Raw genomic sequence first — 13039 nt, 5'->3', positions numbered from 1 at the left:
CCGCGAAATGCTGCAGCCTGATTTGATTCGATATTTTGGTGCGTATTTTACGCGTATTCGCAGTTTTTTTCTATGTATTTCAAGAAACACAGGCCCTGTGTGCGCTCAGCCGCATTACCTGCCCGGCAAAATACTAGTATGTCATAATTACCAAGCTGACGAAGTGCCGTAGAATCCGCTATAATTCCAAGCCTTAACCCTCTTTATTTTCAAGGATACCCTGATGAAATTACTCGTTATCGGCAGCGGCGGCCGCGAACATGCGCTGGCCTGGAAACTGGCCCAATCACCGGAAGTGGAAACCGTTTATGTTGCGCCCGGCAATGCCGGTACGGCTAGTGAACCAAAGTTGGAAAACGTTGCCTTATCAGGCCACGACGAGTTGATCGATTTTTGTAATCAGGAAAATATCGCCTTTACTGTAGTCGGCCCCGAAGCGCCTCTGGCTGCGGGCATCGTGGATGATTTCCGTGCGGCGGGCAAACGCATTTTCGGCCCTACGCGTTATGCCGCCCAGTTGGAGAGCTCGAAAGATTTCGCCAAGGCGTTTATGGCGAAATACGATATTCCCACCGCTGCTTATCAAACCTTCAGTGACGCCGCTGCCGCGCATGCCTATCTGGATAAAAAAGGCGCACCGATTGTGATTAAGGCAGACGGTTTGGCGGCAGGTAAAGGAGTGATTGTGGCTGCTACATTGGAAGAAGCCCACGCCGCGGTAGATGATATGCTGTTGGGCAATAAAATGGGTGACGCGGGCGCACGCGTGGTGATTGAAGACTTTTTGCAAGGCGAAGAAGCCAGCTTCATCGTGATGGTGGACGGTGAGAATGTTTTGCCGATGGCGACCAGTCAAGACCACAAACGCTTGCTCGATAACGACTGCGGTCCGAACACGGGCGGCATGGGCGCATACAGCCCCGCCCCTGTAGTAACCCCCGCCGTTTACGAACGCGTGATGAATGAAATCATTCTGCCTACGGTAGCCGGTATGAAGGCCGAAGGGCATCCTTTTACCGGATTTTTGTATGCCGGTTTGATGATTGATACTTCGGGTGCACCCTATACCATCGAATTTAACTGCCGCTTCGGCGACCCCGAAACCCAGCCGATTATGGGCCGTCTCGACAGCGATTTGGCAGAATTGGTATCCGCCGCTATTGATGGCCGTTTGGATACTGTATCAGCGAAATGGAATCCGCAAACGGCCGTAGGCGTGGTGCTTGCTGCTGCAAATTATCCTGAAACCCCGCGCCGTGGTGATGTGATTACCGGTTTGGAAGAGGCAGCGCAAGCGGGGAAGGTATTTCATGCGGGAACTGCGGCGGACGCCGAGGGTAAGATATATACCAACGGCGGACGTGTATTGTGTGTCGTCGGTTTGGGAGACGATGTTGCCGCTGCCAAAAGCAAGGCCTATCAAGCTTTGTCGCATATCCGTTTCGAAGGCATGCAGTACCGTACCGATATCGCCGATAAGGCCGTTAACCGTGGCTAAACAGTTTGTTTGATATCCATGCAAATCATTTGATGCCGTCTGAAAACCAGTTTTCAGACGGCATCAAATCCTATCAGGGCCAGTTAAATCAGCATACTGGCGGCTATATGGGAAAGGCCGTCTGAAAGTATTCGGGCGGTCTGAAAAATACTTTAATTAAGCAAAAATTTTGCCGGACGGCGGCATATTGCCCAGATCGGATCCTTCATGAATATACCTACGCGCATTCAAGTACCCAAAAGTTTGCGGCATCATTTGCAGCGCGGCGGCTTGGTTGCCTATCCTACCGAATCTTGTTATGGCATCGGCTGCCTGCCGGCCCACCAGCCTGCCTTGCGCCGTTTGATACGGCTGAAAAAAAGGCCGCAGCATAAAGGCATGATTGTCATCGGTGCCTATAAGGACCAACTTCGCCCGTTGCTGCAACCGCTTCCGGCTGCTACCGAAAATATGCTGGCGGAAAACTGGCCTGCCGCCAAAACCTTTTTATTACCCGTTCGCCGTCACTTACCGCCGTTGTTGCGAGGCAAAGGGCGAACCAAACTCGCCGTGCGCGTACCCGACCATGCGGGCTCGCGTTCGCTATGCAGCCGATTACAAACTGCTTTGGTATCTACCTCGTGCAACCGTGCCGGCAAACGTGCCTGCAAAAGCCGACGCGAAGTGTGGCGGCAATTCGGGCGTGACGTATGGATTATCGGCGGGCAAGTCGGCCGTTATCGGCAGCCCAGTCAAATTATCGACGGTGAAACCGGTCGGCGTTTGCGTTGATGTCCAAGCGCGTATTTGCAATAATTTGCGGCAGGAATTCAAGGTTATAAAAATGCCGTCTGAAATTTTTCAGACGGCATTATCATTGTTTCGAAAAAATCATAACGGCTTTTCGCTACTGCCGCAGATTAATAATGCGGCGGTATTTCGGCTTGCGGATTAAAATTTCCGTCACTGTCCTGCCCTTTGTCTTGTTGCAAACGTTGATAGAGCAAGCGCAGTTGGGCCTGCTGCAAATCAAGTGTTTGATGGAGCTTGGCTACGGTATCGTTCAAACTGCCCAGCAAGTCTTCTTGAAGGGCGGTTTGAATTTCAAGCTCGGTAATTCTGGCTTCCAGTTCTTCCATTTACAGCACCATGGCGGCAATCCAACCCGATACCATCAGGGGCAGGTTGTAATGTAAGAAAGTCGGAATCACCGTATCGCGCATATGGTCGTGCTGGCCGTCGGCATTCAAACCTGCTGTCGGGCCTAAGGTAGAATCGGATGCGGGCGAACCGGCATCACCTAATGCGCCGGCCGTACCGATAATGGCCAAGGTAGCAGCGGGAGAAAAGCCCATGCTGATACAGAGCGGTACGTAAATCGCTGCGATAATCGGCAAAGTAGAAAAAGAGCTGCCGATACCCATAGTCACCAACAAGCCGACCAACAGCATCACAAATGCCGCCATACCTTTACTGTTACCGAAAATTTCGGCGGAAGTAGTTACCAGAGGTTCTACGTCTCCGGTTGCTTTCATAACCTCGGCAAAGCCTTGGGCAGCGATCATGATAAAGCCGATCATGGCCATCATTTTCACACCATTGTTAAAAACGTCATCCGCTTCACGCCAGCGCACGACACCCAAAGCCATAAATACGGCAAAACCGACCATTGCGCCGAGCAGCAATGAGTCTGCCCAAAGCTGAACCACAAACGAAACCACAACCGCCATTAAGGCAACCAGGCTTCGATAAGGTGAAATAGCGGGCATTTTCATACCACTTTGGTTGTTAACATCAATATTGCGGTATATGCGCGGCTTGCGGTAGCTGAAGAAAACTGCGATCAGCAAACCCGCCACCATGCCTAAAGCCGGAATTGTCATGGCACTAAAGATATTGACACCACTGACATCAAGGCCGGCTTTATTAATATTGCCGACTAGGATTTGCTTCAAGAAAATTTCACCGAAACCATAGGGCAGCCACATGTAAGTAGTTACCAAGCCGAAAGTAATCAAGCAGGAAAGCAGCCTGCGGTCGATTTGGAAGCGGTTAAACAACAATAATAACGGCGGAACCAGCAAAGGAATAAAAGCGATATGAATGGGAATCAGGTTTTGGCTCATCACGCTCATCGCCAGTAAGGCAATCAGCAGACCCCATTTGATCCAATTGACGCTGCCGGGTACTTTATCTTGTATCTGGTTATTGTCCAAGCGCTTGATAACACTGTTGGCTAAAGCCTGGGGCAGGCCCGAATGGGCGATTGCCACGGCAAAGGCACCCAGCATGGCATAAGAAAGTGCGATTTGCGCACCGTTGGCCAAACCGGTTTGGAAGACTTCCATAGTTTTTGCCAGGCCGAGCCCGCTAATCAGGCCACCTGCCAGTGCCCCCAGTATCAGACTGAGTACGACATGTACGCGGGCCAGCGACAATACCAGCATCACTGCGACCGCAATTACCACTGCATTCATTTTTTACTCCTACCGCCGCAAGCCGCATGAAAAGCATCGGCGCGGCTGGTTTTCCGTTTGATTGTTAACAAAAAAGCTATGATAACCTAACATGATTTTACAAGCTAGTTTCATTTGTCACCGAATTGTGCGAAGCTGTTTTTTTATTTCTATGGAAATAAGCTTTAGACTGCCTTTGATACGGGGCTTCGTTTTAAGTGTTGAGCAATGTATATTGAGGCGATGCTGTTTGGGCAAGATAGATGCTGAGACTCTTTCCTGTTAAGTATGGGCGGACTCAAAAGATTCTTTGGACGGTTAAGGTATATCAATGGTGTGTAAATCGGGTTATTTAAAGAATGTGCATTTAAATCGCCTGATTTCAGTCGGTTTCGGTTTTTTGCCAAATCATATCGGCCAATGTTTGAACGGATTCAACTGCACCATCTGCTAACCAAGAGGCAATATGGCTAGCTGTTTTGGGAAAGGCCATGCGTGGGGGAGCGGGTGAATCTAGCCAGAGCGCGAGAATGTCGGCATCAAAATCGTGCATTATGGTAGCCCGCTGCATTTGCTGAAGAATGATTGCGTTGGATTGTTGTTCTATCTGCCCCGGTAACGGGCGGGTAAGGATTTTCTTACCCAAGGTCATGGCTTCGCTGCATAAGCCGAAACCGGTGTTGCTGATTACGCCGCTGCAATTGGCTAAATCGTGCTGAAAAGCCGGGCGCGAAAGAGGCAGGATTTCGATGCGGTTTTGTTTAGAGGGGTTGGAAACAGGTGCATAAATACGGAAACGATAATGGTTGTAAGGAGCGAGCCAATTACAAATCAGATTAAGGTTGTCGAATGGCAGGTATACCAAAATAAAGTTATCGTCTGTCGCCGGTGTATGAATATCGGTTTGAATCAGTGGCGGTAAAATTGGGCAACCGAACTGAAGCCAATGGATACCGAGGTATTTTTGAGCGGGTGCGAATGCGGTAATGCCGTGCCGCAGCAAAAAGTGGTTGGAAGTGCCGGGCAGGGGGTAGCGTAGGGCATATTGATGGGCAAGCCCTACCGAAGGAACTCCTTGTTTTGTGGCCGCCCACGCGCTCACAGGTTCAAAATCGGTGACCACCAAATCATAATGTTTCAGATTCAGCCGGTTAACATCGTGCCAAAATTCCCGAAGCTTTAAGTCGGTTAAAGTACGCGGCCAAGCAATACGGCCTTGTTCCAGATGAAAAGTGAAGCCGCGGCGGGTACGGTATTTGCCGAAACATTCCATATCGAAATATTTCCCTGCATCGCGCCCGCTAAAGAGAAAGTCAACCGTGATGCCTGCCGTCTGCAAGGCTGGCAGCATGGTTCGGGCGCGGGTAATGTGGCCGTTGCCGGTAGCTTGTACACCATAAAGAATCCGCATAATTATCCAGTGAAAAATAAAACTGTCTGTACGCACAATATGCCCAAAACTGCTCCGGCGGCAATATCTGATGGATAATGTACGCCCAACATCACTCGGGAAAGGCCGATGAGTAACGCCGAAAAATATGCCGCAACCGCCCACGCGGGAAAAAATATGCCGGTTAGGGTGGCGAATACGAAAGCGGCGGCGGTATGCCCGGAAGGAAAGCTGAATTTGTCGGAAGGTTCGATAAGAGCGTGGATATCTCTTACGCCGTGGCAGGGGCGGTTGCGTCGGATGCTATTTTTTAAAACTAGATACAGCGGCAATTCGATGGCATAGGCCGCCAAGCCGGTATAAAAAAAAGCAGTACCTTTAGCACCGCCGAAAATCCATAACATTACGCCGATACAGGCATATAACGGGCCGTCGCCCAAGCGGGAAATTTCTCGGCTGAGTATGCCGATAGTACGCTTGCGACTATGACGGTTGAACCAAAATAAAAGGCGGATATCGGTGACGGTAAGGGTGTCGGGCAGATTTAGTTTCATGATGGCTCCCGCAAAAGATGGCCAAAACAGTAAATTGGTTTTACTTTTATTATCGGCAACAGTGATGACAGTTCTATTAAAGCCAACTTTGTGCTTTGCCGAAAAATGTTTCAGACGGCCTCTGGAAAATCTGGAAAGCATTGGCGTTATAATGTCGGATTAAAATTTTACCGGCGGCGCAAAATTGGGTTGCGCCGTTTTTAATAAAAAATGTAAACAAGCAACCGTACGCTTGGTAAAAGTTGATGAGTTTCGAAATGATCAAAAGGCCGTCTGAAAAGTATGAGTGTTAAGCCCATCCGTATTTTAGGTATTGACCCCGGCAGCCGTGTAACCGGATTCGGTGTAATTGATGTATACGGCCGCGAGCATCAATATGTCGCATCCGGCTGCATTAAAACGCCGCCTGCCGCTCCTTTGCCCGAACGGATTGCCGTTATTACGCGGCATTTGAACGAAGTAGTACGCCTTTACCGCCCGGTTCAAGCGGCAGTTGAACAGGTGTTTGTAAACGTTAATCCCGCGGCTACCCTGATGCTCGGCCAAGCACGCGGAGCAGCTTTGGCGGCTCTGGTGATGCATGATTTGCCGGTATTCGAATACACGGCTTTGCAAGTAAAGCAGGCCGTTGTCGGTAAAGGTAAGGCGGCGAAAGAGCAGGTACAGCATATGGTAGTGCAGATGTTGGCATTGTCAGGCACACCGCAATCAGATGCCGCCGATGGTTTGGCCGTTGCCCTTACCCATGCCTTGCGTAACCACAGTTTGGCTGCACAATTGCAACAGGGTGGCTTAAATGTGAAGCGCGGGCGGTTTCAGCCTTAAAAGATCATAATTTTGCTGTGGCATAAGTTTTCTATTAAGCATTGATTGGGGCAGTAGAGAGTCCAGTTTGGCATGACAATTATCGGTTAGGAAAAAATAAAACACCGTTGGAAATACCAACGGTGTTTTATTAGTTTTATTGTATGACAAGCTGTTAACCCATTTCCAAGACACTCAGACCGGGCAGATCTGCAAATCCCCGTTCACGGACGATTTGGCAGAAGTTTTCCAGATAGCTTTTCCCCGTATCTTCTGCACGCATGGCCGCATAAAGTTCGCTTTTCAAGCCTTTATTCGTGATTTTTCGGGAAATGACATAGCCCTTTTCCAAATAAGGCATAACTGTCCAATACGGTAGGGCAGCTATGCCGCGGCGGCTGGCAACCAATTGTATAATGGCAATAGTCAGCTCGCTATGGCGCCGGCTTGGGTTAATGCCTGCCGGCAGCAATATTTTACGCAATAAATCGAGCATATCGTCAGGTACAGGGTAGGTAATCAGCGTTTCTTCGGTAAAATCCTCGGCTTGCCAGATTTCTTTTTCAGCCAATGGGTGGTCTTTGGCGCAAATGCCGACCATTTCATAGGCAAACAGCGGCTGATAAGCGATACCCGCTTGCGGCAGAGCTTCGGAAACAATAGCTAAATCGGCACGGTGTTGTAACAGCAGGCCGACAGGGTCGGCTTGGAAGCCGGATACGATATCTAGCTCTACTTGCGGCCAAAGCGGGCGGAATATACCCATAGCCGGCATCAGCCAATCAAAACAGGTATGGCATTCTACGGCTAAGCGCAGCTCTCCGGCCTCTCCTTCAATAATTTGCGCCATATCGCGCTCGGCCGCTGCTACTTGCGGCAATAAGTCACGGGCCAATTGCAATAAGCGTTCGCCCGCGGGTGTAAAGCGCAAAGGATTGGATTTTCGCTCAAATAACGGCGTTTCATAATAGCTTTCCAATGCGCGGATTTGGTGGGAAAGTGCCGATTGGGTGAGGAATACCCGTTTGGCCGCCAACGATACGCTGCCGGTTTCTTCTAATGCGAGCAGGGTTTTCAGATGGCGAAGTTCGATAATCGAATCCATGATTATTTTTCAAAAAGTATATGAATTTTGCTCATTATAAAGAACTTATTGGCCTTATGCATCCACTCAAATACTATGTCATAAGAAAGAGAGTTGCCGTCAATTTTGAATTGTTTGTGGAGGATTGGCACATATTATGATTTTGAAAAATAATCGGTATGTATATTTTAATTAGAAAGGTGATATGTGGCATAATATTTTAATATATGCTGTTGTATTCAATGTATGTGATATTCTGAAGCCTAAGCGCGCATATTGGGAAAATAACGGCTTAGATGTATTAAATAAGGGAATAGTCGGTTTGATATCGGTGTATTTAAGATAAATTTTGGCCATGTAATACTAATTATATGGTTGATTGCGCGAATAATTAAAAATTTTCCTTATTGTATAAATAAAGGTTAATCATATGCAAAAATGCCGTCTGAAAATTTTCAGACGGCATTTTCATAATTAAATGGCACCAACATTAAAATCATTCATGCTAAACATTCAAATTAGTCGTTTGCACTACTTTGAAAAAACATTCAATATACAGTATCCAAATTTTTATACCGTTCAAACACTGGAGAAACCAAAATATGAACACGTTCCACCTTTCAGGTTATCCGCGCATCGGTGCCAAGCGCGAATTGAAATTTGCCGTTGAAGCTTTTTGGAAAGGCGACAAAACAGAAGCCGAACTGCAAAGCGTAGCTGCCGAAATCCGCCGCCTTAATTGGGCGACCCAAAAAGCTGCCGGTGCGGATTTGCTACCGGTGGGCGATTTTTCTTTTTACGACCATGTGTTGGATTTGCTGTGCACATTGGGTGCGATTCCGAAGCGTTTCGGTTTTGATGCGGCCAATCTGACTCTGCCCCAATATTTCCAACTGGCACGCGGTAATGCTACCCAGTTTGCCATGGAAATGACAAAATGGTTCGATACCAATTACCATTACATTGTCCCTGAATGGCATGCCGATACTGAATTTTCGGTTAATGCGGGTCGTTTGATTGCCCAAATCAAAGAAGCTAAGGAACAAGGCCACGATATTAAGCCTACTTTGGTTGGTCCGCTTACTTTATTGTGGTTGGGTAAGAAAAAAGAAGAATTCGGTTGCCGCGTTGCAACCTTGCTGCCGAAGCTGTTGCCTGCCTATGCACAATTGTTGCGCGAGTTGGCCGCAGAAGGCGTGGATTGGATTCAAATCGATGAGCCGATTTTGGCTGTAGATGCGCCCAAGCCTTATACGGATGCATTCCCCGAAGTTTACAAAGAGCTGGCAAATACCGGTGTACGCATCATTATCGGCACATATTTCGCTTCGGTCGCCGAGCATCTTGATTTGTTGAAAGCATTGCCCGTACACGGCGTACATATCGATGCCGTACGCGCCCCTGAGCAATTGGACGTTTTTGCCAACGCATGGCCTGAGCATAAAGTATTGTCTGTCGGCTTGGTGGATGGCCGCAACGTATGGCGCGCCAATCTGAGTAAAGTTATTGATATCCTGAAGCCGGTACAAGAAAAACTGGGTAATAATTTGTGGATTGCCCCGAGCTGCTCGCTGTTGCACAGCCCGCAAGACTTGGCCGTAGAAGAAAAATTGGATGCCGAAATCAAATCTTGGATGGCATTTGCCGCTCAAAAACTGGTTGAGTTAGGTGTTATCAAGCAAGCGCTGGCCCACGGCAAAGAGAGCGTAAAAGATGAGATTGCCGCTTCGGATGCCGCTGCCGCCGACCGTGCTACCAATAAAAAAATCCACAATGAAGCTGTGCAAAAACGTGTAGCCGAGCTGCCTCAAGGTGCCGATCAGCGTAAATCTCCCTTCGCCGAGCGCATCAAAGCCCAGCAGGCTTGGATGAATCTGCCGGCTCTGCCTACCACTACCATTGGTTCGTTCCCGCAAACCACCGAAATCCGCCAAGCGCGTGCCGCCTTCAAAAAAGGCGAGCTCTCCGCCGCTGATTATGATGCAGCGATGAAAAAAGAAATCGCCTACTGTGTCGAAGTGCAAGAGAAATTGGAGTTGGACGTGCCGGTACATGGCGAAGCCGAGCGTAACGATATGGTGGAATACTTTGGCGAACAGTTGGCCGGCTATTGCTTCAGCCAATTCGGCTGGGTGCAAAGCTACGGTTCACGCTGCGTTAAACCTCCGATTATTTTCGGTGATGTATCACGCCCCGAACCGATGACTGTTTACTGGTCTTCTTATGCTCAAAGCCTGACCAAACGCCCGATGAAAGGTATGTTGACCGGCCCGGTAACTATGTTCAAATGGTCTTTCGTGCGCGACGATGTGCCTTTGAGCGTAGTAGCCAAACAAATCGCCCTGGCTTTGAACGACGAGGTGTTGGATTTGGAAAAAGCCGGTATTAAAGTTATCCAAATCGACGAACCTGCAATCCGCGAAGCCATGCCGCTGAAAAAAGCGCAATGGGACGAATATTTGGCTTGGGCGTGCGAATCCTTCCGCCTTTCTTCTACCGGCGCGGAAGACAGCACCCAAATCCATACCCATATGTGTTACTCTGAGTTCAACGATATCCTGCCGGCTATTGCCTCTATGGATGCCGATGTAATCACGATTGAAACTTCACGTTCCGATATGGAACTGCTGACTGCTTTCGGTGATTTCAAATATCCGAACGATATCGGCCCGGGCGTATACGACATACACAGCCCGCGCGTACCGACCGCCGCTGAAATCGAGCATTTGTTGCGCAAAGCAATGGAGGTCGTACCGGTTGAACGCTTGTGGGTGAACCCTGACTGCGGTTTGAAAACTCGTGGCTGGAAAGAAACCGTCGAGCAATTGGAAGTGATGATGGAAGTAACCAAAAAACTGCGTGCCGAATTGGCTACAAAATAAACGCCGAGTCTGGGAAATAGAGAAACAAAAGGCCGTCTGAAATTTCAGACGGCCTTTTTATTTTTACAGTTGTGGTAAGTTGTCATTAGAAGGCTTTTTATATTGCACATAATTGCGAATGGGTTGTTAGAGATGATTGAGAGCTGGTGTTTGATTGAATGAGATATGTTGGAGTTATGCCAACCACCAGTTATCAAGTAGGAACCGATGACAGTCGAAAGCCGGCTTAAATTATTTTGATCCGAATTTAATCAGTCGTGCCGGCTAAACAAAAAGAGATTATTTATGCTTAAATAAAAAGCAAAGGCCGGATAATTTATGCCGGCCTTTCGATGGAATCAGTTTATTCTTTGATAAAGCTGACACCGTTTAGGTGTGAAGAGAAGATAGCGTTACGAATGGCTGTCAAAGCTTTTGGCCTTACAAAATTGCGACGGTATGCCAACAATACACGGCGGTGCGGTGCCGTACCTTCGAACGGAATGATACTAAACAGCATGTGGTCGTTTTCCGTTAAGGCGGTGGCAGGCAGTACGCTGATAGCCAAGCCGCTGGCTACCATATGGCGGATAGTATTGATCGAGCTGCCTTGCAAGGTATTGGTTAGGCCTAGAATTTTCTGCTTGGATGCCAACTCTGAACAACTGTCGAGTATCTGGTTGCGCATGCAGTTGCCTTCGGTGAGGAGCAATACTTGCTCTTCAGTGAGGCTTTGCGGCGATACGGCATCCAGTTCTTCGAAATGATGGCCTTTAGGCACAATAACAAAAAAGGGTTCGTCATACAGAGGAACGGTAATCACGCCCGGTTCATGGTAAGGTTCTGCGACTACAATCGCATCCAAATCACCACGTTTGAGCATATCGGTGAGGGATTGGGTATAGTTCTCTTCAAGCATCAGCGGCATTTTCGGTGCTTCGCTGCGCAATGAAAGAATCAGTTTGGGCAGCAAGTAAGGGGCTACGGTGAAAATCAGACCGAGTTTGAAAGAGCCTTCCAATTCGTTCTGTTCTTCGGTAGCCAAATGTTTGATGCGGTCTGCTTCATCTAAAACACGGCGTGCTTGAGCCACAATACGCTCACCGGCTTCGGTGGTAATAACTTCATTGCTGCTGCGGTCAAACAATGATACTGCCAGTTCCTCTTCCAGTTTTTTGATGGCAATAGAAAGGGTGGGCTGACTGACAAAGCAGCGCTGAGCCGCCCGACCGAAGTGGCGCTCTTGCGCCACGGCCACAATATAACGCAATTCGGTCAGAGTCATAGTTTAAGCCTTTTTAGCAGGTTCGGGCAGGGTGATATTCAGTTCCAATACATCTACGCCATCTTGTTTTTCTTGGGAAATACGGATGTCGTCGAGGGAAACATGAACATATTTTGACAATACTTCCAATAGCTCTTTCTGCAAGGTAGGCAGATAGTCGGGAGCCTGTGATTTCACACGCTCTTGCGCAATGATGATTTGCAGGCGGTCGCGTGCAACTTCGGCGGTTTTTTGCTTCTTGCCAAACAAGAGGTCAATCAATGACATGGTTTAGCCTCCGAATAATTTTTTGAAGAAACTTTTTTTCTCGGCTTCGAGGAAGCGCATTTCTCGGTTTTCACCCAAAAGGCGTGCCACTACATCTTTATAAGCTTCGGCGGCGACAGCATCATTTTGGTGGATAACCGGTGAGCCGGCATTGGATGCTTGCAATACGTTTTGTGATTCGGGAATAACACCGATCAGGGGGATGCGCAGAATATCGCAGATATCTTGCACGGACAGCATTTCACCTTTCTCTACGCGCTCGGGTGAGTAGCGGGTAATCAACAGGTGCTCTTTCACGGTTTCGCCGTTTTCCGCCTTGCGGCTTTTGCTTTGCAAAATACCCAAGATACGGTCGGAGTCGCGTACGCTGGAAACTTCGGGATTAGTGGTTACGATGGCTTCGTCGGCAAAATAAAGCGCCATTAATGCACCTTGCTCAATACCGGCAGGAGAGTCACAGATAACAAAATCAAAACCCATTTCTTCGGTAAGGGTTTTCAGTACTTTTTCTACGCCTTCCTGAGTCAGGGCATCTTTGTCGCGGGTTTGAGATGCGGGCAGGATAAAAAGGTTGTCGCAATGTTTGTCTTTAATCAGTGCTTGGTTTAGGGTGGCTTCGTCTTGGATAACGTTGATAAGGTCATAAACCACACGGCGTTCGCAGCCCATAATCAAGTCCAGATTGCGTAAACCCACGTCGAAATCGATAACGGCGGTTTTATGGCCGCGTAAGGCTAAGCCGGTTGCAATGCTGGCGCTGGTAGTAGTTTTACCAACACCGCCCTTACCAGAGGTTACTACAATAATTTTTGCCACGATGATTCCTTCTTTAACTTAAAAAATTGAATAACAGTCGGATAA

The 13039-nt window shown here is 48.3% G+C and carries 12 protein-coding genes; 4 read left to right on the top strand and 8 right to left on the bottom strand.

Going from position 1 to position 13039, the window contains the following annotated elements; translation table 11 throughout:
• Positions 1-223: 223 nt before the first annotated feature.
• The gene (gene purD, locus LVJ86_RS10735; protein WP_047761601.1) at positions 224-1498 is read left to right on the top strand and encodes a phosphoribosylamine--glycine ligase; all 1275 of its coding nucleotides are present in this window, start codon (positions 224-226) and stop codon (positions 1496-1498) included.
• 207 nt (positions 1499-1705) lie between these two features.
• Entirely contained in the window at positions 1706-2269 is a 564-nt protein-coding gene (locus LVJ86_RS10730) for an L-threonylcarbamoyladenylate synthase (RefSeq protein WP_047761602.1), read from the top strand.
• A 128-nt stretch (positions 2270-2397) separates the two neighbouring features.
• Here LVJ86_RS10730 and LVJ86_RS10725 read toward each other — a convergent pair whose 3' ends face one another.
• The 4 genes from LVJ86_RS10725 to LVJ86_RS10710 form a co-directional block, all read right to left on the bottom strand.
• On the bottom strand, positions 2398-2616 hold the full coding sequence (locus LVJ86_RS10725) for a SlyX family protein (protein WP_047761603.1): 219 nt from the start codon (positions 2614-2616) through the stop codon (positions 2398-2400).
• A complete protein-coding gene (locus LVJ86_RS10720; protein WP_047761604.1) occupies positions 2617-3954 on the bottom strand; it encodes a Na+/H+ antiporter family protein in 1338 nt (445 codons plus the stop codon).
• A 361-nt stretch (positions 3955-4315) separates the two neighbouring features.
• Positions 4316-5344 carry an MJ1255/VC2487 family glycosyltransferase gene (locus LVJ86_RS10715; RefSeq protein ID WP_047761605.1) on the bottom strand — a complete coding sequence of 343 codons (1029 nt, stop codon included), beginning with the start codon at positions 5342-5344 and terminating at the stop codon, positions 4316-4318.
• A gap of 2 nt (positions 5345-5346) precedes the next feature.
• Positions 5347-5877, bottom strand: a complete 531-nt coding sequence (locus tag LVJ86_RS10710; protein WP_047761606.1) for a phosphatase PAP2 family protein — start codon at positions 5875-5877, stop codon at positions 5347-5349.
• A 282-nt stretch (positions 5878-6159) separates the two neighbouring features.
• On the opposite strand from LVJ86_RS10710, the gene ruvC reads away from it, so the two are divergent.
• The gene (gene ruvC, locus LVJ86_RS10705; protein WP_047761608.1) at positions 6160-6702 is read left to right on the top strand and encodes a crossover junction endodeoxyribonuclease RuvC; all 543 of its coding nucleotides are present in this window, start codon (positions 6160-6162) and stop codon (positions 6700-6702) included.
• A 154-nt stretch (positions 6703-6856) separates the two neighbouring features.
• On the opposite strand, the gene LVJ86_RS10700 is transcribed toward ruvC, so the two are convergent.
• The gene (locus tag LVJ86_RS10700) at positions 6857-7786 is read right to left on the bottom strand and encodes a LysR family transcriptional regulator (RefSeq protein WP_047761609.1); all 930 of its coding nucleotides are present in this window, start codon (positions 7784-7786) and stop codon (positions 6857-6859) included.
• Between the two features lie 581 nt (positions 7787-8367).
• On the opposite strand from LVJ86_RS10700, the gene metE reads away from it, so the two are divergent.
• A complete protein-coding gene (gene metE, locus LVJ86_RS10695) occupies positions 8368-10647 on the top strand; it encodes a 5-methyltetrahydropteroyltriglutamate--homocysteine S-methyltransferase (protein ID WP_047761610.1) in 2280 nt (759 codons plus the stop codon).
• 343 nt (positions 10648-10990) lie between these two features.
• Here the strand turns inward: metE and LVJ86_RS10690 are convergent, their stop codons facing one another.
• The 3 genes from LVJ86_RS10690 to minD are packed head-to-tail and all read right to left on the bottom strand — an operon-like array spanning position 10991 to position 12994.
• Positions 10991-11911 (bottom strand): hydrogen peroxide-inducible genes activator, encoded by a 921-nt coding sequence (locus LVJ86_RS10690; protein WP_047761611.1) that lies wholly within the window; start codon positions 11909-11911, stop codon positions 10991-10993.
• Positions 11912-11914: 3 nt separating this feature from the next.
• The gene (gene minE, locus LVJ86_RS10685) at positions 11915-12178 is read right to left on the bottom strand and encodes a cell division topological specificity factor MinE (protein WP_047761612.1); all 264 of its coding nucleotides are present in this window, start codon (positions 12176-12178) and stop codon (positions 11915-11917) included.
• A gap of 3 nt (positions 12179-12181) precedes the next feature.
• Positions 12182-12994 (bottom strand): septum site-determining protein MinD, encoded by an 813-nt coding sequence (gene minD / locus LVJ86_RS10680; protein ID WP_047761613.1) that lies wholly within the window; start codon positions 12992-12994, stop codon positions 12182-12184.
• Positions 12995-13039: the final 45 nt, after the last annotated feature.

This window comes from Neisseria arctica (assembly GCF_022870905.1).
GTDB classification, from domain to species: domain Bacteria; phylum Pseudomonadota; class Gammaproteobacteria; order Burkholderiales; family Neisseriaceae; genus Neisseria; species Neisseria arctica.
This window is presented reverse-complemented; position numbering and strand designations above follow the sequence as displayed.